Annotated in this window: 18 protein-coding genes, 1 tRNA gene and 1 riboswitch; of the genes, 11 read left to right on the plus strand and 8 right to left on the minus strand. The window is 61.3% G+C overall.

The window, feature by feature from the left end:
* Positions 1–13 precede the first annotated feature (13 nt).
* Positions 14–1,534: a ribosome biogenesis GTPase Der gene (gene der, locus AC1ENN_RS06100; RefSeq protein ID WP_449646474.1), complete on the plus strand. Its 1,521-nt coding sequence runs from the start codon at positions 14–16 to the stop codon at positions 1,532–1,534.
* A gap of 127 nt (positions 1,535–1,661) precedes the next feature.
* Here der and AC1ENN_RS06105 read toward each other — a convergent pair whose 3' ends face one another.
* The gene (locus AC1ENN_RS06105) at positions 1,662–3,185 is read right to left on the minus strand and encodes an MDR family MFS transporter (protein WP_480406863.1); all 1,524 of its coding nucleotides are present in this window, start codon (positions 3,183–3,185) and stop codon (positions 1,662–1,664) included.
* A 248-nt stretch (positions 3,186–3,433) separates the two neighbouring features.
* A riboswitch (TPP riboswitch) is annotated at positions 3,434–3,525 on the plus strand.
* On the opposite strand from AC1ENN_RS06105, the gene thiM reads away from it, so the two are divergent.
* The 5 genes from thiM to AC1ENN_RS06130 all read left to right on the plus strand — a co-directional run bounded on the left by thiM (position 3,517) and on the right by AC1ENN_RS06130 (position 9,605).
* The gene (gene thiM / locus AC1ENN_RS06110; RefSeq protein WP_480406864.1) at positions 3,517–4,326 is read left to right on the plus strand and encodes a hydroxyethylthiazole kinase; all 810 of its coding nucleotides are present in this window, start codon (positions 3,517–3,519) and stop codon (positions 4,324–4,326) included. (Overlaps the previous riboswitch by 9 nt.)
* A complete protein-coding gene (gene thiE, locus AC1ENN_RS06115) occupies positions 4,323–5,069 on the plus strand; it encodes a thiamine phosphate synthase (RefSeq protein WP_480406865.1) in 747 nt (248 codons plus the stop codon). Before thiM ends, thiE begins: the two co-directional genes overlap by 4 nt.
* A gap of 59 nt (positions 5,070–5,128) precedes the next feature.
* Positions 5,129–6,643, plus strand: a complete 1,515-nt coding sequence (locus tag AC1ENN_RS06120) for a bifunctional hydroxymethylpyrimidine kinase/phosphomethylpyrimidine kinase (protein WP_480406866.1) — start codon at positions 5,129–5,131, stop codon at positions 6,641–6,643.
* 76 nt (positions 6,644–6,719) lie between these two features.
* Positions 6,720–6,793, plus strand: a tRNA-Pro gene (locus AC1ENN_RS06125).
* Between the two features lie 859 nt (positions 6,794–7,652).
* On the plus strand, positions 7,653–9,605 hold the full coding sequence (locus AC1ENN_RS06130) for a hypothetical protein (protein ID WP_480406867.1): 1,953 nt from the start codon (positions 7,653–7,655) through the stop codon (positions 9,603–9,605).
* Between the two features lie 1,086 nt (positions 9,606–10,691).
* Here AC1ENN_RS06130 and AC1ENN_RS06135 read toward each other — a convergent pair.
* The 5 genes from AC1ENN_RS06135 to AC1ENN_RS06155 all read right to left on the minus strand — a co-directional run bounded on the left by AC1ENN_RS06135 (position 10,692) and on the right by AC1ENN_RS06155 (position 17,183).
* Positions 10,692–11,402: a DUF6994 family protein gene (locus AC1ENN_RS06135; RefSeq protein ID WP_480406934.1), complete on the minus strand. Its 711-nt coding sequence runs from the start codon at positions 11,400–11,402 to the stop codon at positions 10,692–10,694.
* Positions 11,403–11,722: 320 nt separating this feature from the next.
* On the minus strand, positions 11,723–12,688 hold the full coding sequence (locus AC1ENN_RS06140) for an NAD-dependent epimerase/dehydratase family protein (protein WP_480406868.1): 966 nt from the start codon (positions 12,686–12,688) through the stop codon (positions 11,723–11,725).
* Positions 12,685–15,450 (minus strand): alpha/beta fold hydrolase, encoded by a 2,766-nt coding sequence (locus tag AC1ENN_RS06145; protein ID WP_480406869.1) that lies wholly within the window; start codon positions 15,448–15,450, stop codon positions 12,685–12,687. The genes AC1ENN_RS06140 and AC1ENN_RS06145 overlap by 4 nt, the downstream gene beginning before the upstream one ends.
* Positions 15,444–16,466, minus strand: coding sequence for a 3-oxoacyl-ACP synthase III (locus tag AC1ENN_RS06150; RefSeq protein WP_480406870.1), 1,023 nt, complete (start codon positions 16,464–16,466; stop codon positions 15,444–15,446). Before AC1ENN_RS06150 ends, AC1ENN_RS06145 begins: the two co-directional genes overlap by 7 nt.
* Before the next feature lie 177 nt (positions 16,467–16,643).
* The gene (locus tag AC1ENN_RS06155) at positions 16,644–17,183 is read right to left on the minus strand and encodes a GNAT family N-acetyltransferase (RefSeq protein ID WP_449646491.1); all 540 of its coding nucleotides are present in this window, start codon (positions 17,181–17,183) and stop codon (positions 16,644–16,646) included.
* Between the two features lie 448 nt (positions 17,184–17,631).
* On the opposite strand from AC1ENN_RS06155, the gene AC1ENN_RS06160 reads away from it, so the two are divergent.
* Positions 17,632–17,934, plus strand: a complete 303-nt coding sequence (locus tag AC1ENN_RS06160) for a response regulator transcription factor (RefSeq protein WP_449646492.1) — start codon at positions 17,632–17,634, stop codon at positions 17,932–17,934.
* Between the two features lie 22 nt (positions 17,935–17,956).
* Here the strand turns inward: AC1ENN_RS06160 and AC1ENN_RS06165 are convergent, their stop codons facing one another.
* Positions 17,957–18,127 (minus strand): hypothetical protein, encoded by a 171-nt coding sequence (locus AC1ENN_RS06165; protein WP_480406871.1) that lies wholly within the window; start codon positions 18,125–18,127, stop codon positions 17,957–17,959.
* Between the two features lie 239 nt (positions 18,128–18,366).
* Between AC1ENN_RS06165 and AC1ENN_RS06170 the strand changes: the two genes are divergently transcribed.
* Positions 18,367–18,969, plus strand: a complete 603-nt coding sequence (locus AC1ENN_RS06170; RefSeq protein WP_449646494.1) for an HNH endonuclease signature motif containing protein — start codon at positions 18,367–18,369, stop codon at positions 18,967–18,969.
* A 45-nt stretch (positions 18,970–19,014) separates the two neighbouring features.
* Here the strand turns inward: AC1ENN_RS06170 and AC1ENN_RS06175 are convergent, their stop codons facing one another.
* Positions 19,015–19,971 carry a DUF368 domain-containing protein gene (locus AC1ENN_RS06175; RefSeq protein WP_480406872.1) on the minus strand — a complete coding sequence of 319 codons (957 nt, stop codon included), beginning with the start codon at positions 19,969–19,971 and terminating at the stop codon, positions 19,015–19,017.
* A gap of 202 nt (positions 19,972–20,173) precedes the next feature.
* Between AC1ENN_RS06175 and AC1ENN_RS06180 the strand changes: the two genes are divergently transcribed.
* From AC1ENN_RS06180 to AC1ENN_RS06190, 3 genes are all read left to right on the plus strand, one after another.
* Positions 20,174–21,619 (plus strand): threonine/serine exporter family protein, encoded by a 1,446-nt coding sequence (locus tag AC1ENN_RS06180; protein ID WP_480406873.1) that lies wholly within the window; start codon positions 20,174–20,176, stop codon positions 21,617–21,619.
* Between the two features lie 377 nt (positions 21,620–21,996).
* On the plus strand, positions 21,997–22,215 hold the full coding sequence (locus AC1ENN_RS06185; RefSeq protein ID WP_480406874.1) for a hypothetical protein: 219 nt from the start codon (positions 21,997–21,999) through the stop codon (positions 22,213–22,215).
* A complete protein-coding gene (locus AC1ENN_RS06190; protein ID WP_480392063.1) occupies positions 22,212–22,511 on the plus strand; it encodes a hypothetical protein in 300 nt (99 codons plus the stop codon). The genes AC1ENN_RS06185 and AC1ENN_RS06190 overlap by 4 nt, the downstream gene beginning before the upstream one ends.
* The last annotated feature ends 28 nt before the right edge of the window (positions 22,512–22,539 follow it).

The raw sequence follows: 22,539 nt of genomic DNA on the forward strand, positions 1-22,539 counted from the left end.
TAAAGGACTACCCATGGCCGATCATTCGCCCGCCGAAGACGATTTTCCCGAACTGAACCCGGCTCTCGTCGAACGACTTTCCGGCATGAACGAAGACGAGGCTGCCCAACGCACCTCCGCCTTGCGTGCCGGCCTCAGTGACTACGATCTCGACGATGAGGACCTTCAGGTTCTCGACGCCGCTAGCGAAGATCCTGATGCAATCTATTACCTTCCTGCCCTTCCGGTGCTGGCCATTGTTGGTCGCCCGAACGTCGGCAAGTCTGCTCTGGTTAACCGAATCATCGGTCGCCGTGAAGCTGTTGTTGAGGACACCCCCGGTGTTACTCGCGACCGCGTGAACTACAAGGCCGAGTGGAACAACCGTCACTTCACCATCGTTGATACTGGCGGCTGGGAGCCAGATGCTAAGGGCATCGACGCCTCTGTTGCCGCTCAGGCTGAGATCGCTATCGACCTCGCCGACGCTGTGCTCTTTGTCGTGGATGCCACTGTTGGCCCCACTTCGACTGACGAGCACGTTGTGCGCATGTTGCGTGCCACTAAGAAGCCAGTGATTCTCGTCGCTAACAAGGTCGACGACGTTCACCAAGAGTCGGATGCTGCTTCGCTGTGGAGTCTCGGACTCGGTCAGCCGTGGCCAGCCTCTGCCGTTCACGGCCGTGGTGTTGCCGACTTGCTCGACCACGTTTTGACGGTTCTGCCTGAGATTTCGAACGTTGCTAAGGAAGAAGTCGGTGGCCCTCGCCGCGTCGCTATTCTTGGTCGCCCGAATGTCGGCAAGTCGAGCCTGTTGAACAAGACTGCCGGTGAAGAGCGCGTTGTTGTCAACGATCTCGCGGGCACCACTCGTGACCCCGTCGATGAGCAGATCGAGCTCGGCGGAAAATTCTGGCGCTTCGTTGACACTGCCGGTATTCGCCGTCGTGTTGCGCTCGCTCAGGGTGCAGACTTCTACGCAACGCTTCGCACGAGTGCAGCGCTCGAAAAGGCTGAAGTTGCCGTTGTCATTTTCGATGTCAGCCAGCCGCTCAGCGTGCAGGACCTCAAAATTGTTGATCTCGTGCTCGAATCGGGCCGCGCGCTCGTTTTGGCCTTCAACAAGTGGGACCTCCTCGACGACGAACGTCGCGATCTTCTTGAGCGCGAAATCGACAAGGACCTGTCGCACGTTGCGTGGGCTCCTCGCGTGAACATTTCAGCCAAGACTGGTCGCCACATGGAGAAGCTGGTTCCGGCTCTCGAGCTGGCGTTGGAGTCGTGGGATACCCGCGTTCCGACCGGTAAGTTCAACGCGCTTCTTGCCGAACTGACGCAGGAGCACCCTCACCCGCTTCGTGGTGGCAAGCAGCCGCGCATCCTCTTCGGTACACAGGCATCAAGCCGTCCGCCGACGTTTGTTCTCTTCACGACCGGGTTCTTGGACCCGCAGTACCGTCGCTTTATTACGCGTCGACTGCGTGAGATCTTCGGCTTCGATGGCACGCCCATCCAGGTCAACATGCGTGTACGTGAAAAGCGGAAGCGCAAGTAACGTCTAGAGCCTTTACGACAAACGGCGAGTCACTTCTCGAAAGAGAGTGACTCGCCGTTTTGCCGTTAAGCCGTGTATGAGATTGGTGAGGGTGAGCGAGCGCCGTGGGGTACCCCTTCACGCCCGCTTAGTGCGCTGTCGGTGTCTCGGGGAATTCAGCGTCGGCCGGCTGGAGCTCTTCTGCTGGGCGTTTGACGAAGAAGGTGGCGACGACGGCAAAGAGCGAGATGATTCCGCCCGCCATGAACGCGAGTCGCACTCCGCCAGCGAGAGCGACGGTGTCTGTTGCGCCATCGGAGGCAAGGGCCACGGACTGCACGGTGAGTAGTGCGATGAACAGTGCTGTGCCGGCGGCTCCGGCAAGTTGCTGCACGGTGCCGATGGTGGCGCTGCCGTGCGAGTACAGGTGGGGCTTGAGGGAACCGAGAGCTGAGGTGAACAGCGGGGTGAACATGAAGGCGAGGCCGATGCTCATGGGGATGTGGATGGCGACGACCATGAACGGCGAGCTAGTTTCGGAGAGCATGGTGAAGCTCCACAGCGCGGCGCTCACGAGAATGGCGCCGGGGATCATGAGGGGGCGCGGGCCGACTTTGTCGTAGAGGCGACCGACGACCGGGCCGAGAAGCCCCATGATGAGGCTGCCGGGCAGCACGAGCAGTCCGCTCTGGATGGGCTCGAGTCCGAGAACGTCTTGAGTGAACATGGGCAACAGGATGATGGTGCCGAAGAGCGCAGCCATCATGACCATCATGAGACCGATCGAGACGGCGAAGCCAGGAGCGGCGAAAGTGCGGAGGTCGAGCAGCGCACGATCCTCTTTCTGCAGAGCGATTTGGCGAATGATGAACAGCGTGAGACTGATGGCGCCAGCAACGATGGGAATCACGGGGGCGACAAACACTGTGGTGCCGCTGGCAGATTCGCCGAGGCTGGAGAGTCCGTAGATAAGCCCGGAGAATGCGATCGCCGAAAGAATTACAGAGAGAACATCGATCGAGACCTTGCTCGGCTCGGTGACGTTCTTGACCCGGGTGATGCCGAGGATGAGCGCGATGAGCGAGATGGGAATCATCACGATGAACACCCAACGCCAGTCGAAGACAGCCAATACAAGGCCGGCAACGGTGGGCCCGACCGCCGGCGCCATCGACATGACGATCGAGACATTACCCATCGTTTTGCCGCGAGTTGCTGGTGGCACCAACGTCATGACGGTTGTCATCAGGAGGGGAAGCATCATTGCGGTGCCGGAGGCCTGAATCACGCGACCAATGATCAGTACAAAGAAGGTGGGGGCGACAGCGCCAAGCACAGTGCCCAGAGTGAAGAAGGACATGGCGGCGATAAATATCGTGCGGGTCGAAAAACGTTGGATGAGGAATCCGGTAATCGGAATCACCACCGCCATGGTGAGCATGAACGATGTCGACAACCACTGAGCGGTGCTCGGCTCGATGTTGAGGTCGGCCATGATGCGGGGGATGGCCACCACGAGGGATGTCTCGTTGAGGAACACCACAAAAGTTGCCGCAAGCATGAGCGCAATGACGAGACGGTTGCGACCGCTGTTGTCCACGGGAGCGTCATGAGTGGGCGGCGCCCACTGGGGAAGGGCAATGTTGCCAGTAATCGGCGACGTGCTAATCATGGGGGTCCTGTCGTATTTAAAGTGGTGGGACGAGGCAGCAGCCGGAAGAGAAAGTGGCGCACAAATCAGTCGTCACTCTCATTGTCATGCAGGGCAACGACATCCGTCAGTGTTTTAGTCCAGAAAGGCTTCCGCCTGAGGCGAACACGCGGCGAATACGCGACACACAGCTCCCGGGATCGGGCAGCGCAGGCAGCGACGTGAACCACTCCCCACCGGCATCCGCGACCCGGTATGTTGGAGGCACAACTTGTGACACGGGGTGCCCTGCGGGGCTGAGATCACACCCGTCGAACCTGATCTAGTTAGAACTAGCGAAGGGATGTCGTGCATGTCGCGTACGCCACCAAATCTTTTGACCGCCACTCAAGAAGCGCTCGAGGCGGTGAGATCGTCGTCGCCGCTCGTGCAGTGCATCACCAATAGCGTGGTGGTTGGCTTCACCGCCAATGCGCTGCTTGCGGTGGGGGCGGCTCCCGCGATGGTGGATATTCCGGAGGAGGCTGGCATTTTTGCCGGGGTGGCATCCGGATTGCTCATCAACCTCGGCACCTGCAGTGCTGAACAGCGTGCGGCGGCTCTCGAAGCGGCGCCAGCCGCCAAGGCTGCGGGAACACCATGGGTGCTCGACCCGGTAGCGATCGGTGCTTTGCCAGTGCGCACTCCGCTCGCGCACCAGTTGCGTGACCTAGGCCCGTCGATTGTGCGGGGTAATGCCTCAGAGATTTTGGCACTCGCCGAACTGGGTTCCGGGGGCCGTGGTGTCGACAGCACCAGCAGCGCCGATGATGCGCTTACCGCTGCGAAACTGTTGGCGCGAGTATCCGGTGGTGCCGTCGCAGTTTCGGGAGCGACCGACATTGTGACCGATGGCGTGAGTGTTGTGAGGCTCTCGAACGGGCATCCGGTGCTGACTAAGGTGACCGGTGGTGGCTGTGCGCTTGGGGCGATCATGGCGGCGTTTGTTGCGGTGACTCCGGATGCGCTGACTGGGGCTGTGGCTGCCACGAGCGTGTATACGGTGGCCGCCGATCTCGCGGCAGAACGTTCGGTGCAGCCCGGCAGCTTTGCAGTCGCGCTGCTCGACGCGCTGAGTGAAATATCGGTTGATGACTTGGCGGCACGGGCGGTGTTTGCGTGATTCGCGGAGCGGCGGCGAAGGCGGCACGGCTCGAGAGCCCCGCCGCAGTGAGTGGCTTTCGGCAGAGCTTCGATCTCTCGACCTATTTGGTGACAGATTCTGCGCAAGCACGCGCGGCCGGTCATGATCTGGTCGATCTCGTCTACGAGGCGGTAGCGGGAGGAGTCACGATCGTGCAATTGCGGGAGAAAGACCTGCCGGCGCGCGAATTTCTCGATTTGGTGCTGCGGGTGTCGACCGCTGTGGCTCGCAAGGTTCCGGTGCTCGTGAATGACCGAGTGGATGTGTACCTGGCTGCCCGCGAGATGGGTGCCCGGGTGGCTGGGGTCCATATGGGGCAGCATGACCTGCCTACCGGCTCGGTGCGGGCCCTTGTCGGTCCGGATGCGATTGTCGGGCTGAGCGCTGCGACCGAAGACCAACTCTATGAGGCGAGTGTGCGTTCGGCGGGTGTCGACTATGTCGGTATTGGCGCCCTTCACCCGACGACAAGTAAGAAGGATGCCCCAGAACAGCTGGGTCATGCGCGGATGGCGGAGCTGATTGGGTTGAGCACGCTGCCCAGTGTGGCAATTGGTGGCATTGGACCGGATGATCTGCCGCTGTTGCGGGCGGCCGGTGCTGATGGTGCTGCGGTTGTTTCGGCTATTTGTGGTGCGGCTGATCCCCGCGCGGCGGCTCGGGCGCTCGCGGACGCCTGGGCTGGCGAACGTATGGGGGAGAGCGTCGGAGACGGCGCGTGAGCGGGGGAGCCGGGGTTAGCGTGGTGCCGGGCGTGCATAGCGTGTCGGGGGAGCAGGTTGTGCCCGAGCTGCCAGGTGTGCCGGCTGCGGGGTATGTGCCGCGCGTGCTGAGCATTGCCGGGAGTGATCCCTCGGGAGGTGCCGGCATTCAGGCTGACCTGAAGTCGATTGCTGCCAATGGTGGCTACGGCATGGCGGCGATTACCGCGTTGACTGCCCAGAACACGCAGGGGGTGCATGGAGTTCATGTGCCGCCTGCCCCGTTTCTGCGGGAGCAGCTTGATGCGCTCAGCGACGACATAGCGGTCGACGCCGTGAAGATTGGGATGCTCGGCACCGTCGAGGTCGTTGGTGTCGTGCGCTCATGGCTTGAGGCTGAGCGGCCGCCGCTGGTCGTGCTCGACCCGGTGATGGTGGCCACGAGTGGTGACCGACTCCTGGATGCCGAAGCCGAGCAGGCGCTGCGGGAGCTGGTGCGGGTGTGTGACCTAGTGACTCCGAACATTCCGGAGCTCGCGATCATTGCCGCGGAACCCGCCGCCGAGACATGGCCCGAGGTGCTGGAGCAGGCGGCGCGGGTCTCTGCCTCCTACGGGGTGCGCGTACTAGCCAAGGGTGGACACTTGAGTGGGGCCGAGGCTCCGGATGCGCTGGTGGATGCCCGTTCCGGGAACGCTGCTGTCGTGACTGAGTTTGCCGGCATCCGCATAGAGACCAGCAACACCCACGGAACGGGGTGTTCGCTGTCGAGTGCGCTCGCGACCCGGATTGCGGCCGGCGGTGAGTGGGCTGCCGCTGTGGGGGAGTCGAAGCGGTGGTTGAGCGAGAGCATCCGTGCCGGCGCGTCCTTGGAGGTGGGTGGCGGGCGCGGCCCCGTCAGCCACTTTGCGGGGTTGTGGGAGCGTGGAGGTGTCGAGACGGCGCCTACCGCGACTGAGGTGCGCGAGCACTGGTGGGCGCAGATCGCCTCTGTGCGAGCTCAGATCGACGATGGTGACTTTGTGCGGGCACTGGGGGATGGTTCCCTCGACCGGAACGACTTCGTCTGGTACCTGGCTCAGGATGCGCTCTATCTGCGCGATTATGCGCGGGCGCTCGCCGAAGCTGCCCGATTGGCGCCGACCGCGGCAGAGCAAGCCTTCTGGGCGTCGAGTGCTGAGGGCTGCATCGTGACCGAGCTGCAGTTGCACGAGTCATGGTCTGTGGACGGTGAGCTGTTTGCGGCATCACCCAGTGCGACCACCACCGGATACCTGAACCACCTGTTGGCGACGGCGGCCCGTGGTGACTATGCGGTGCTCGCTGCGGCCCTGTTGCCGTGCTTCTGGGTCTACCACGACGTCGGCTCGCGACTGCACCCGCTAGCGCACCCTGAGCATCCCTACGCCGACTGGTTGACCACCTATGCCGATGAAGCATTCACGGATGCCACAGAGCAGGCCATCACGATAGTGACGGCGCTCGCGGCAGACGCGACCCCGCCGGTTCGGGCTGCCATGCTCACGGCTTTCGTGGCATCGACGGAGCATGAACGCGAGTTCTTCGCCGCCGCGTACGGCATCGCGGCGAACTGATTTGGCGTTGGTTGCCCTTCTGGCCCCAATCTGAACATCGGCGCTCAGAATTCGCGGTAAGCTATTCGAGTTGTCGCGGGCTGTAGCGCAGCTTGGTAGCGCACCTGACTGGGGGTCAGGGGGTCGCAGGTTCAAATCCTGTCAGCCCGACAATCGTGAAGAAGGACCGCACTGAATGTGCGGTCCTTTTCGCGTTAACCCTGCGGGCTTTCTTCCCGATTGTCGGGCTGGTTCGGACGCGAAGCTGCTCATGGGCCCCCGCTGAGCAGTCCAGAGAATCGCGCCGACCCTTCTGCGTCGCACCGACGCTCTACTGCGCGGTTTTCTGGCGGCTCAGTAGGGGAGTCAAATCCTGTCAGTCCGGCAATGTGCCCCGGATTTCTCACGAAGTCCGGGGCTTTTTCTATGGTTTTTGGGATGCCGGTGAGCAGATCCAACACAAACCCAACACGTTGAGTGCATGCTGCGTTGAGTGCGGGTGCGCATACATTCGTTACGAAACCCGTCGGCCACGAATCATGTTGAGCGTAGTTTATATACGCGTTTATCAGTTCAAAAGGCCTCATTCCATGTGGTCCGCCCCGCTCTGTGCGAACGAAGATACCGTTGTAGGAGGCGCCAGACTTCGGGACCCAATGCCTATGGCCTCGCCGAGCGATTTCCGCGATACTTATTTATGGCAATCGCGCGGTTGAAGCGTGACCTCACGGATGATGAGTGGCTCGCTAACAGGTACCCAGTAGGGATTTCCTTCTCGGGTGGTGGAATTCGAGCGGCGTCGTTTGCGCTTGGTGTGGCGCAGGTATTGCAGGAACGGCTTGGATTGATCAGGGGTCCAAGGGCCGCGAGATGGCTCAGTTCCGTTTCGGGTGGATCCTACATAGCGGGTGCGATCACGCTAGTGAATGCGGGCAACCGTATGCGTTCGCAATTTGGGGAGACTCAAGGTGCAGTCGATTTGCCTGACGGGTCGAGTCCATATGAGCCGGGTTCTCCGGAGCTCGAGTACATGTTGCGCCACACTCGCTATCTCGTCGAGGATGGGTGGATCGCGACTGGACTATTGTTCGCGGGTGCGCTCTTTGCAGGATTGGCGACGGCGATGCTAGTGCTCACTGGTGGAACAGCTCTTATTCTTCTAATGGTCTCGATGTTCGGGTATGGCATTTTTGGTTTGCTCCCGCTGCCACTCGGAGGCTTCGAGGGAGTACTAGCGACAGTCCTACTTGTTTGGCTCCTTGTGGACGACAGTGACGTTTCGTGGCCTCGGTCATGGTGGCGAATTCCTCTCGGGCTTGCTCTGTTTGGCGCATGCTTGGCTACGTTCCCTCGGCTGCTCAAGTCCATCGAGAGCATTGCTCTTCTAGTCATCCCTAGCTGGTGCTTTGAGAACGCCGAGACAATCTGGATCGTCATCTCAGGTACTGCGGTCGTGATTGCAGGCGGGCTTGTTGTTGGTCGTTTGGCTCACCTTCAATGGTTGCTCAGACTGGCCCTTGGAGTATTAGGGCTCCTGCTGCGCTTCGGCCCGCTGGCTTTCCTTGCGGGCGCTGGAATCTGGCTTGCAGCCCTAACGTCGCGCAACTTTCCTCAGTGGTTTGCGGCGCTACCTGACGATCTGCCCTTGTATTACTTCGTCGTTCCTGTTGCAATCGGCGCCGCTGTCATTTTTTTCTTATTCGGTTCGGCACCGGCGCACGTCGCATATCGAATCCGGCTTGCCAGATGCTTTGCCACCATCCGCACTGACAATGGCGTGATGGCGGCCCGTCATCCGGAATCGATCCGGCTGAGTTCTCTCGCCCCTGGTCCGATGAACCCACTTGAGTCACTCCAAACCGAGCGGCGGCTCGTGAAAATGGTTGACGATGCAGATCGGATTATGGGGATCCGTAGTCGGGATTTTTTTGGTTTCGCGAGCCCGTACTTGTCGTGGATCCTGGGTGGGACGGACTCGACTTCTTCGGGAGGAATTGGGAACGCTATCAGTGAAGCACTATCCGCCGCTGGCCGAATCTCCGGCAACCAATCGGGGGAGACGGACGACCCTGAGGCAGACGCTGCGGCCAAAGAACCGATAATCCCTTGGGTCCGATATCCCGAACTCCTAATTTGCGCGGCGGCGAACGTGAGCGGGACCCGATCCACGGGGAATGTCAGGCCCTTTGTCTTCAGCGGAAAATCGCTGGCGCTTCCGACCGAGGATGCGAGCCTTCCGATGGACTTCGCCGAACGACGAGACCCGACGCAGCTGGGACTAGCTGCAGTAATGGCGCTCAGTGGCGCTGCGGTCTCACCGTCGATGGGGCGCCTGACTAAACGCAACTTTCGAACCATGATTGCAATCACTGGGGTGAGGCTCGGAGTGTGGCTTCCCAACCCGCTTTCAGCAAGAATGCGCGCGAAAAATCGTCCGAAGTGGTTTGCCCTATCTCCGGCATACGGGCCGGTTTCGTTTTTCGGAGAAGTTCTGGGCATACACCCCAGATCCGCCGACACCGTTTACGTGACTGATGGTGGTCATGATGAAAATTTGGGTTTGATCGAGCTGCTGCGTAAGGGGTGCTCCGAAATTTGGTCGGTCGACTCGTCCACGGATCGGCCGGGGTTTTCGCCGGGTCTAGATCAAGCCATCGTTGCTGCCGAGGCTGAGTTGAAATGCAGAATAGACCTTGACGTCTCGGTATTCGGTCCAGACGAGAGCGGAAGAATGCATCGACAAACTTGGGCGGAGGGCTCTATCCGCTACGCGGACGGGCGTACTGCAATTCTCAGAGTGTTGAAACTTGGCCTCACCTCGAAGCACTCTGCTGAGCTGCATGATTACGGGAGGATAGACGCATCTTTTCCTTTTCATTCGACACTGCGCCAGATATATTCGCCCGATCGCTTCGAGGCATACCGTCGCCTTGGCGCGGAAACAACGGGCCTCGCTATCGATGCTCTGATTGGCTCCGATTAGGACCAGATGCGCCGCGAACTGTTCTGCGGCTTGTTCACTCCGACCGAGCGCATCATGTTCGACAACGAACTTGCGCCGCCTATGAGCTGCTGAAAGCGAGGGCTGCGCTGAGGCGCCGATTCAATCTGCGTTCTTCCGGCTTCGGAACAAATGCTCAGTCTTGATCGCCGTACGCCGAGCCTTCTCGATTTCATTGCGCATTCGGGGTGCGCCTGCTTCGGAAATTCCCACCCCGAAGTGATCCACCCTTGGGCCTCGTGCACGGACCGACTAACCGCACCCACCGTCCCGACTGTCGCCGTAGCGGCCTGAGCATCTCCGGTCACTAGCGCCGGCGTGACCGTTGGTGCGCGGATCTTGACGTCGGGGGTCGCCACGACGCTTACAGATAGCACGACGATCGTACTCACACGGGGTATCACCGGCCAGTTGGTGCCCCGGACTGATGATTCCGCTGGTTCCCAGACGGAGGGTTAGCTCCATCGGCATTCTCGAATCCACGGCGAGTATCGCTGTTCAGCCAACATTTACCCAACACTTTGCCCCGGAATTGCCCCGAGATGCTCAGCAATCGTCAGGCCTGATCCATCCCCGAAGTGTCTCAACTTCCTCATTATTCCTGGCTTTCCGGCACCGTTCGGTGTTCCACCGGCTCTAGGATTCCGAGTCAGGGGGTCGCAGGTTCAAATCCTGTCAGCCCGACAATCGTGAAGAAGGACCGCACTGAATGTGCGGTCCTTTTCGCGTTAACCCTGCGGGCTTTCTTCCCGATTGTCGGGCTGGTTCGGACGCGAAGCTGCTCATGGGCCCCCGCTGAGCAGTCCAGAGAATCGCGCCGACCCTTCTGCGTCGCACCGACGCTCTACTGCGCGGTTTTCTGGCGGCTCAGTAGGGGAGTCAAATCCTGTCAGCCCGGCAATACGAGAAAAGGACCGCCCCGGGGCGATCTGTTTTTCGTGTTCTGAGCCTTGCGGCCGAGGCTTCGCTACCGTTCGTTTGCTCGGCGGATCAATCTTGTAGAGTCGCGCTCCGGCAACGTTGTCAACGCTCAGAGTCGTCCTGCCGGAAGCTGAGCTGTTGACTACGTCACAGGTTGTTCGTCTGGTACGTCTCGATGCGCTGGGTTCGGCCTGTGAGGAATTCGAGTTGTGCGTTTCTGAAGAGGGCGTAATCCTCGAAGGTTGCTGGAAGAGCCGGTTTGTCGAAGCCATCGAACGGAAGGTAGAACCGGACGGAGTCGTCCTCATTCACGAGGTCGTTGAGGAGGAAGAAATCGACGTATCCTCCGAAATTCTCGAACAGAGCGAAGAATTCACTGTAGCGAGCCAAGACATCAGACAAAGGTGATGTTTCACCGGAGTAGTGGCGACGAATAGCTTCGAGGGTGAGGTCGAATCGATCGCTAATTGATTTAGTCGTCCCCCTAGTTTGATTGATGGTCTGTTTACCATTTACTTGATTGCAGGGAAAGAGTAGTCGTGCACCGATCGAGCTCCGGTGCCATGCGGCGCTGACCGACGCTGGCATTTGGTCGTAGAAGCGTTTGAGTGGCCCCTTGTTGGAATTAAGGATCGTATCGCTAGAGAGTTCAAAGACGCCCAAATCCGACTCATGCCGGAGAACATGGTCTACGCCCACGGTCTTTTCGGATAGATCGAAGAGAACGCCTGAAGGTAGCTTCTTGCTGAACAGCAGCTTCTGGTAACGCTGCAACGTGGGGCTGCGTCTGTCGGGATCCACGCTGCAGTTGGGCTCCGTCTTGAAATCAAATGATGTGTCAATCGGCAAGATGCTCATGGCCACACCATATAGCTAGGGCGTGTCACGCGCTGGTGCTGGTGCACGAGCCAATCGGCCCGGTCATCACACCAGGGGATGATCTCGGTATCGGTGCCCGATTGCCCATTAGCGGTTCGGGCGCTTCCGTTAGCAGAAGCACCCGCGCCACCGGCCGAGTTCTAGTCCTTGCGCTTGCCTGCGGCCTTATCTTTCTTATCAGCGCGCTTCTCCTTGAGAGACTTGCTCGCTACAGTCTTGCCGCTCGATTTCTTGGGTGATTTATCGGCCATGACGTTGTCCTCCTGTGAGCCGAGTGGCTCGTGCCCTGAGCGTACCCGCTATTGCTCGTGGCGGGAGAGTCGGCGTAGCCCCTCGTCAATACTCACGGCTGGCGACCAGTCCAGCGCCTCGCGGATGTCGCGCTGATCGAACCAGTGCGCTGTCGACAGCTGTTCCGCGAGAAAGCGTGTCATGGGCGGCTCGTCGACTCCGGGGCGCACGGCCCAGACCCGTTCAACCAGAGAGCCTGCGGTGCGTCCAAGGGCGGCGGGGATACTCCAGCGCGGAGGCTGAACCCCCGAAGCGAGGCAGATGCCCGCCAAGATGTCGGCAACGGGACGCGGTTCGCCGTTGGTCAAAACGTAGGCCTTGCCGTGCGCTGTGTCGGCGCGGTGCAGAGCGGCGACGATGCCGGATGCCGCGTTGTCGATGTACGTCGTGTCGATGAGGGCGGTGCCGCCGTTGAGTAGGGGCAGGCGTCCACGGCGAGCTCGATCAACGATGCGTCCAACGAGTTGGGTGTCACCGGGGCCCCAGACTAGGTGCGGGCGAATGGCGACCACGCGCATCCGTTCGCTGTCGCTGGCGAGAGCAAGCAGTTCTGCGGTGGCCTTGGTGCGCGCGTATTCGCTGCGGGCATGTTCGGGCGACGCGGGTTCGGCACCGACGCCTGCCAGCGCGGAGCCCGAGTGCGCGACCGAGGGCGATGACACCTGCACGAAGCGGGAGACGCCCGCGGCCTCGGCCGCGGAAAGCACGAGACGAGTGCCCTCGACGTTGACGGTGTGAAACGCGCGCGGATCGCCAGCGAGCGACACCTTTGCCGCGAGGTGGATGACGCCCTCGGCACCCTCCATCGCACGCGCGACGTGATCCGGGTCGGTGATCGAGCCGAGCATGTCGGTGACGCCCGCAACGCCTGACGGTCGTCGCTGCAGCGTGCGCACCTCGTGCCCCGCGGCGACGAGTTCAGAAGCAACGGCTCGACCGAGAAATCCGGATGCTCCGGTGACGAGCACGATCACGGTGCAGTCGGCTTTCCGCCAGCCAGCAGTCGCTCAGCCCACTTCGACAACCGCGAGCGGTCGATCTTGGAATTGTGGCGGATGTCGGTCGGAAGCTCGGGGACGGCGAGTACGGCCACTAGCGGTAGCGATGTGCTCTCGCGCACGGCCGCAGTCAGCTCGGGGCTGGCGAGCCCAGGTCGACGAGTCGGCGACACAGTCTCGACGACTGCGACGGCTTGCCGCAGCTGGTGCGGCCCGACGCCAACGACAGCAGCACGGCGCACGGCCTCGACACCTTCAACGTCTTGTTCGGCGCCGACGGGAGCGATCGGCCCTGTCGAGGTCACGATCACGTGGGGCAGGCGGCCTTCGACCCAGAGGCGACCGAGTTCATCGAGGTGACCAACGTCGCCGGTGCGGTGCCAGCGCGCGGAGAGCGCAGCGGGCGCAGGTGGTGTTTTCGTCGAATCCGATGCGACAGCAGAAGCGGCGGCCTCCGTCTCGACAGTGGTCTCGCGAGCAGCCTCACGGTCGGTGAGCCACAAGCGGTCGTAGTGGTCCTTGAGGTGCGGTGCCGAGACGACGATCTCCCCGAGAATGCCGGGCTCCGAACTTGGTGCGCCGGTCGCTGCACCGTGCTCATCGAGTGCGCTGATGCGAAGTTGGTTCTCGCCGATCGGCGTTCCTACGCAGACACCGGCGTTCGCATCACTGGCGGCGGCACGGATGCCGTCGAGCGTTATGTCCGTCACGAGCAGACATTCGGTCATGCCGTAGGGCGAGTGCGCGGTCGCGTTCGGCATGATCGCGCCGACGGAGGTGAGCAGTTCGGCACCGATGGGCGCGCCGGTAGAGAGGAAGGAGCGAACGCGCTCGAGTTCGCTGCGGTCCTGCGGGGTGAGATCTCCCGCGGTCGCGACGACATTGAGAATGGCGGCGGGGGAGAGGAACACCATGCTGGCGCCGGATGCTTCGACGGCAGCCGCGACGGCCCGAGCCGTAAGTGTGCGGGGAGCGGAAACATCCATCTCGGGTGTCACTGATCGCGTGCCGAGCGCGGGACCCAGGAGGGCGAACGGCGCGAACCCGGTCACGAGTCCGGTGTCGGAGGTCACTTCGAAGTGGCTCGCGAGCACATCGCGCAGGGCGGAGAGCTGACCGTGGCGGTACACGACACCCTTGGCGGGGCCGGTTGAGCCCGAGGTGAAGAGGATCGCTGCGTCATCCTCAGATCGTGGTTCGGCGGGGAGGGGCGTGTTTGTACCGAGTGTGATGAGGTCGCGAAGACTGTACGAAACTCCGAGAGTCGCTGCGGAAACCTTCGGTAGTTGCGCGGTGGAGATGCGCTCTCCCGGCCAGCCGAGCGTGCGGGCGGCGATGAGGCCGGGGGCTTCGCCGATGACGAAGTCGGGCCACGATCCGCGCACGGCACGGGTGAGTCCCTTGACTCCTAATCCGGCATCCGCGACGACGATGACAGCGCCGATGCGCAGGCAGGCGTAGACCACGGCGGTGAGCGTCGGCCCGGGCGGGACGAGAAGGGAGACCCGCTGGCCCTTACACACGCCGATCGCGGAGAGTCCGGAGGCGATGCGGTCCACTCGGTCACTGAGTTGTTGCCAACTGACCTGTTGTGGGCCACGTCGTCCTCGCGTCGACATGTCGATTACGGCGGTGTCGGTGTCGTCGGCGCGTTCGTCGAGATTGTGCCAGAGCGGCACGAAGCTCGAGTCGTCTGACTCGGCGGATGCGAGGGCGATCGCTTCCCGCGGCGACGGCGACGCCGAGCCCGGGCTCGCGAGACTGGCGGCGTTGTCGCTGAGCCAAGTCAGCACCGATTCTGCGTAGGGCGCGTCTTCGGCGACGAGGTGACCGCCGCCCTCGAAGCGGTGCACATCCGCCTGGGGGAGTCGTTCTATGAGGTCGTCGAGGTAGTAGTCGCTGAAGATCGGATCGCGCGGTCCCCACAGCATCAGCGCCGGCAGGTCGAGCTTTGCTACAGCGGTCGCGATGCGGTCGAGTTCGCTGAAGCTTTCGTGGTTCGCGTCGACGGGAATGTCCGCAACGAAGCCGCCAATGCCTCCGCGACGCGCTGCTGTGCGGTACGGCGCGCGGTACGCATCCTTCACTGCCGCGTCGAGCGGAGCAGACGTGAGCGCCAGTGTTGTCTCTAGGAACGCGGTGGTGCGCACGGTGGATGCCGCCAGCATCCCGCGGGCTCGCGCAAGCCGCAGCGGTGCGGGGATCGGCTTACCGGCCTCGTGATGCACGGCCGTATTCAACAGCATGACGCCGGCGAGCTGCGTCGGGTGATCGACGGCCCAGCCGAGGGAGACAACGCCACCCCAGTCGTGTCCGAGCGAAATTACGGGTCCGTCTAGCGAGAGCGCGTCGGTGAACGCGGTCAGATCGGTGACCCGTTGAGCGAGCGGGCGGTGGATGCCGGTGCGTTCTGAGAAGCCCATGTCGAGTTGGTCGACGGCGATGACTCGCCAAGCCGGAGCGCCAGCGCCAGCCCCAGCCCCAGCCTCGGCGGCCTGCAGCGTTTGCGTGAGCAGTTCGCGCCAGTAGTACGACCAGGTCGGGTTGCCGTGGACGGCCAGAATGGTGCCGGCAATGGGGACGCCGATACGTTCCAGCTCATCGCCGGTGTCGAGGTAGTGCCATTCACGGGTGAGTCCCGCATCCAGACCACTTCCGGGCACGGAGGTAACTCGGCTGAAGCGAGGGTCAAGCCCGGGCAGGTGGTGCGGTGGGCGGGAAGCGGCTTCGGTCACCATGCTAGTTCCATCATTGCTGTGTTGAGCCCGGAGCCCACACCCATGAGGAGAACGCGGTCGCCCTTCTTGAGGGAGCCCTGTGCTTCAGAGAGGGTGATGGGGATCGATGCGGGGCCGACGTTGCCATAGAGCGGGAAGGTGGTGGGCACGCGATCGCGGTCGAGCTTCGCGGCTTTGACGATGGCGTTGGTGTGCACCGACGACACCTGGTGGGTGACGTACAGATCCATCTTCGACCAGTCCCATTCGGTGGATGCCTCTTTCCACGCCGAGACGACGAGGTCGAGACCGCCTTTGAGGAGGGCTTTCGCGTCGGTGAACATGCCATCGACGCTTCCGACGCAGAGTTCGTGAAACTGTGTTGCCGCGCGGGTGACTCCACCGAGGATCGGATGACCGGCCGGGTGTTCGTCGGTGCGCCCGAGCACCGCAGCAGCAGCACCGGAGCCGAGTGTGAGCGATGCGAATTCGCTCATGAATCCGTCACGATCGGAGTCCTGCTTCAGCAGGCGGTCGATGGTGTTGGTTTGGATTGCGTCAGCGTCTTCGCCATTGACGATGATCGCGTACCGGATCTGGCCCGATTCGATCATGTTCGCCGCAAGGTTCATGCCGCTGACAAAGCCGAGGCAGGCGTTCGCGACGTCGAAGTTGATGGCAGAGCTGGGCAGGCCGAGCCCGTGGTGAAGGCGCACCGCTACCGATGGCTCAAGGTGCTTTCGGCTCACAGAAGTGTTGATGAGGAGGCCAACTTCTGAGGCATCCACTCCGGCTTCTGCCAGCGCGCGTTGGCCGGCCGAGACTGTGGCGTCGTCGGATGTTTCACCGTCAGCCCAATTGCGACGTTCAAGTACACCGGCCGCCCGTTGCAGAAGTCTGCTGGGGAGCGCGAGGCGCGAGAACGCCGGGGCGAGGCGCGTCTCGAGGTCAGCTGATGTGGTTACCCGGCTGGGTAATGTGCTCGCGACCGACAACAGTGAAACGTTGTTGAAGCGAGTGTTGGCATTTCCGGCCACGAAACCTCCGTCGAGCGAGCCCCACAGGCTCAATAATCAAGAGGCCTAGTTTACGTCAGTCGGCTGTGCCTTGCCTTCTCGTGCTGAGGGCATGCATGAAGCTCTGGCGGCTACAGGTGATGTGAACGGTTTACGAAACGTCGTCCGTCAGGTTTTCGGCTGGTAGACGGGAAGCGCTCAGAGAGCCATTCTCAGCAGGAGCGAATCGCCATGCTGATCGTCGTTCTCCTTCTCGCCTTTGTTTACGAAGCCCAGCTTGTCCAGCACTCGGAGTGACGCGGTGTTCCAATCTCGAACAGTGGATGTGAGGTGCCGGTACCCTATGCGCCGTGCTCGTTCGATGATCTCTCGTGACGCCTCGGTGGCAAATCCTTGATTCCAGAATGCTCGAAGGAATTCGAATGCCAGTTCTGGTTCTTCTGGACGGCTGACGCTATTGGGGATGAGCCCGCAATATCCGATCGCTGCTGACACACCCTTCTGCTGCACAACGAGAAGGCCGGGCGCTGGCTTTAGTTCGTAGCTGCGGGCCCAGTTCGCCAACTCTGCAACGGTAGGACGACCATCCCGCGTAATCCGACGATGCGCCGGGACGCGTGGATCGCGTTCCTCCCACAGCTGGCGATGGAACTCTGCGTCGGTGACCTGCCACGGCCGCAAGAGGAGTCGCTCGGTCTCGAAGACGATCGGTGGTGGAGATGCCTCGCTTCGGTCCATAGAGAAAGTATGGCTGTGAAGTCATTGGGCGCAAAGCAATATCGCGATAGCGGATCATGCTGGAGTCGCGGGCGCGTGCATCCTGGAAAAGTGGAAGATCCGGAAGAGTTAAGCGGAGTCATGGCGGGTGCAACCTCCGCAAGGGCTCAGACCAGAAGGTGCTCTTAAGCTCGCAGATGAGCTACGGGTCGGATGCGGTTTCAAGCTCCAACGCGACAAGCACCTCTACCGACCTCTACCGCCATTTCTATGGTCTATTCAATGTGCGTTTTCAGCTCGTGGTGCAGCTGCCTTCGTCGCCGGATGTCGTGGTGGGCTACGCCTTGAACCGCAGCGAGCGGATGGGGGAGTTCAGCGATCGCGACGTTGCCGTCATGAACGCACTGAGTGGCCATCTCGCGATGCGCCACAGGTCAGCGCCGAGCGCCCCCGCCTCGTGGATGCGGAGATGGATCGCTACTCGTGGGCGGTGCTGCTCTTGCGCCGGGAGCAGGATGTCTCAGCGGATACGGATGCGCTCCTGGACGCTGGCCTCACCCGTCGCCAAGCCGATGTGCTATTCGCCCTCGCGCACACGGGAGGTTCGAACAACGAGCTCGCGCGCGAACTAGGCATCTCAGAGTCGACTGTGAAAAAGCACCTCGAAGGGGTATTTCGCCTGCTGCAGGTTACTGGTCGCGCTGCGGCGGTGCTTCAGTTGCGCGAGTTGACATGGCGTGGTTCGGAGACTTCACGCGAGGCGGGGCGCTGACGTTGGGCGATTCCGGCGCGTCCTATGAGGTCGTGTCGAGTTGCTCCGTGGACGCGCTGTGGACGTTCGCAATGCGCACTTTTAAACCGGGAATGTACTCATCTGGATTCTCGCCGATCGTGTCGAGGCGTGTGCCTATAACGGAGACGAGCTTGCCGATAGCCTCCTCGAATAGTTCGCGGGTTCGGTCCACATCCTGAATCATGTGGATGTCGGTCTCCGGACCGTCCCAGATTTCAGACCATTTTCCGAAAAATTGATGGGCGAGGCTATTTCGCTCGGCAACAGCGCGCGTAAGCAGTGCCTCCAGTTTCAGGTCGCTTACTAGTAATGGTGCGAGCGCTGGCGACTTAGCGCTTTATGCGCATGCTTCCAACTCACGTGAGCCCCGAATATCCGGTGACTCATCCACCGCAACCTATGCTCGGCCGTATGGCTAAATTTGTAGAGTTTCGGTTCGCGATGCCACGGGCGGTGCGGATTACAAGTCGTTCCTCGAGCATCACTAACTCCTTCGTCAACGGCATCATTCCAGTTGTCCCGCCGAACTCTTCTCAGATCGATGGGGCCCTGAAAGTTCTCGATATGGAGGACTCGGTCACGTGCGCCTATTGCGGAGACCCCGCGAGCGAATGGGACCACCTGAGACCGCTCGTTGTCGATAAGAAACCCACCGGCTATATTTCAGAGATTCAAAACCTCGTGCCTGCATGCGGCAAGTGCAACCAGAGCAAGGGCAACAAGCCTTGGCACTCGTGGATGTTTAGTCCGGCTCGTCTCTCACCTGCGACGCGTCGTGTGCCGGGGCTTGAGGAAAGGGCGAGTCGCCTAATGGACTATGAATCATCAGGCGATCCGACCTTCATCGACTTTGCATCGCTCGCGGGCGAGGACCTTTGGGAGGAGCATTGGGAAAACCACGCGAAGATACTCACGGCAATGAGACACGCTGAGCTTACTGCTGGACTAATCCGAATAAAGATTGCAGATTCGCGAACAGACGCTGGGTTGCCAGCCGTGTTTCCAATGCTTTGAAATGAAATTCGTAGGTCCGAGGATCGCCGCGGAGGTCTCTGCTTACTAAGCGTCGCGCGAATCAGGCTCAGGATCGGCGACGATCTCGGGCGAGAGCATCCGCCGCTTCGTCAGGGCAACTTCTGCAGCGATGATGCCGAGCACGACCGCGGCACCGATCGCAAAGAGCAACAGCACGAATCCGAAGTCAGATTCGGGCGCGAGTACTTCGCCGGTCTCGGTTTGCCACGGCCAGAGGGCGCGGAGCGAGCCGAGCATGAGGCCTGTCATGATGACGAGAGTGACGCGGCGGCGGTTCTTCAGGAGCCACTGCAGCCCTGACACGAAGAGGCCAAGACCGACGATGGCACCGATCACAAACGCGCCGAGGTAGCCAAAGTTGCGGTCATTCACGGCAGCGAGAGTGGGCGCATACATGCCGAGGATCAGCAGCAGGTATGAGCCAGAAACTCCGGGAAGAACGAGGGCACACACTGCGAGGGCCGCAGCGAGCGACACGATGATGAGGGTGGGATCCGCATCCCCGGCGCGCGGCAAGCTGGTAAGCGCAACAGCGACGCCGGCGGCCAGGAGGCCGATCAGAGCCTCGGGCAACGTCCAACGTCCGCCGACCATCCGAGCAGGTACGATGAGCGACGCGGCGATGAGCCCGGCAGAGACTGCGCGGGTGCCGGTCGGATATTGCTCGAGCAGGGGAGCGAGCAGCGCCGCGCCGATAACGATGGCGGCGAGCATCCCGACACCGATGGGCAACACGACATTCCAGCGCACCGAACGGAAGTGGGCGGCAGCGCGAGAAAGCCCACGGCCACGGATGCCGTCTGCGACTGTGAGCGCGACACCACGGGCGAGATTTCCGGCGCCATCGATGAGGGTGTCGTAGACGCCGACGAGGAGGCCGATGGTTCCGCCACTGACTCCGGGAACGATCTCAGCGAAGCCGATCAGCATGCCGCGGAACGCGTCGCCGACTGTGCGTATGACGGGGTGAACTCGGGTCATCGCCTACTCGTTTTCTTCTCAGCGGCTAGTGGTGCTGGCCGTAGTTGTGGTGGGAGCCCGCCCTGAGCTGAAACACAGGGTGTGGCATCCGGAGCGGTGGATTTTTTCACCATCGTGCAGAGTAGTCGATTTAGTTGAGGTGGCGGTGGCTATCGGCCCCGTCGCGGACACATTCCCACGCTCGTGCCCGTAGCCTAGAGGGGTGACTACGGGCAACAATCGACTACGCGCATTCCAGCAACGGATCAGTCGATCCCTCATCACTATGGCCGGGGGAGCCCTGCGCACAAACAGTGCGCCCACTCAGCTCCTGTCTATCCCCGGCAGTGAGCAGCAGCTATCTCAGCGTCACGCGCGCTCGGTCATCGACCTGTGTTTGCGTGCTGGCGAAGCGATGCTCGCGACTGGAGCTTCCGCCGCCGACGTTGTTGCTACCGTGCTGCGCATCAGCACCGCCTATGGCGTTACTGGGATGCACGTCGACATCACCTTCACCTCGCTCACCGTCTCGATACACCGCGGGATGAATGAAGATCCCATGTCGATCATGCGCATCGTGAAAGTGCGCACCATTGACTACACGCGGCTGCAGAACGTGTACTGGCTGATCGACGAAATCACCGGACCGGACGGTCCAGGAGACGTGGATGAGACGCGCGAAAAACTGAGCGCGATCCTGACGACACCCCACCCGTACCGCCGCTGGATGGTGACCGCTGGTAAAGCGATACTCGCGGCAGGTGTCGTCGTGATGTTCGACGTGAGCTTCGTTCTCGTGCTCGTGGCGGCAGCATCCGCAGCAATATCGGATGTCATGACTCGTCGTCTGGAACGCTTCTCAGTTCCCGCATTCTTTGCTCAGATGGCTGCCGCAGCGGTAACCACCGTCATCGCGGTGTTCATGTTCTGGCTGCGTTCGGTGGGGATCGAGATCCCCGGATCGAACAGCCCGACAGTCATTGTCATCGCCGGCATCATCATGCTCCTTTCCGGCGTCGGACTCACCGCCGCAGCCAGCGACGCGATCGGCGGCTACTACGTCACCGCAACTGCCCGCGGAATGGAGGTCATCATGATGACCCTTGGCCTCGCGGTCGGTATCTCCATCGTGCTGAGTCTCTCTCTGCGCCTCGGCATTCCGGTGGCGGTGGGCGACTCTCTTGGGGACAACCGCAGCGTAGTCTCCGGGATGATCGGCTCGGCCATCATCGCTGTAGGCTTCGCCCTCGCCTCCTATGTGCGGATGCGGTTGCTGCCGATTATGGCCATCGGCGCGAGCCTCGTATTTGCCGTCTACTACTTCGTGCTGCCGCTGGCCTCGTCGCCAGGACTGGCTCCTGCGATTGCCGGGACCGCGGCCGGCGTCATCAGCTACCTTCTTTACCGCTGGCTGAAAGTGCCAGAAGGCGCCACCAACATGGTCGGCATCATCGCCCTGTTGCCCGGGCTTGCCCTGTATCGAGGCATCTATTCGCTCATGGATTCCGAATTCGGGGTGACCGAAGGGCTGCCGTCAATGGTCATGGCACTAGCCACTGGCCTAGGGCTCGCTGCGGGAACAACCATCGGCGGATTCGTTGCCCGACGCACCTTCGGGTTCGACCGCTCGGCCATGCTGGCGTTGAAGCGGTCGCGGACGCCGCGGTAGCGCTGCACGCTCTCGTGCAGCTCGAGAGCAAGCTGGCATCCATTCGTCAGCTCGAGATCGATGCGGAGAAGTCGGCTCGCTGGCCCTTCATGTATTCGTTGGATAGCCCGATGAGATACGAATTGTGTGTATCTGGAAGGAGCTTGGCTGGCCGTCCTAGGTAGTCTGGAGCGCTGCCTTCGCGACCTATTTGGGTGACGACATACGTTTGGGGCACTGCCCTCGCTGGCGGCTCAGGTCGCTGAAAACCCCACTCGTATCGCTCTTGTGACCTCCGTCACGTATGCGTCGGCGCGGCTATTTGGGCAAGGCGTGAATTGCGAGCACAACTTCACACCTAGAGAGATTTGTTCCTCGCGAGCCTAAACGCAGCCAGTTTGAAGGCGATCGCTTCGCTAGAGAAGCGCCTCACCGAGCATGTCATTAAGCTGAACCAATACCGTGCAAATCCGGATGCATCTGACAACCTCGGAATTCTTGCTGCGGCGAGTTCAAATGTTGTAAGAGAGAGCATCATTGCGGGCCGAATCGCACATCTCGAAAAAGAAATCTCGGCGTTCCAGAAGGGCATCACAGATATTTTGGGGGGAAGATGAACGAGCGGAACCAGAAAGTAGACGCTTCGGCGCTTGAGTCCGCTTTGCGGATGGCACTTGCCAGAGTAGTGGAGAGACGGGGGCCGGTGCTCGCTATTCCGCACGAGTATTTTTGGTCGATACCTGTTGACGCTATGTACGATGTCACCCAGTCACCGGCAGAGTTTACGATTGGACAGCTCTCCGACTCAATTAGATCACTTGAGGCGATCGTTTCCGGCGAACATGAGCCGATCGACTATGACCTTGTCTGGATAGCTGACGTCCTTCGCGCAATAGGACAGGGCAGCGAGTGAGGAGTGGTTTAAGCTCTCAATCGGCGAG

Source organism: Rhodoglobus sp. G.S.23 (genome assembly GCF_056675935.1).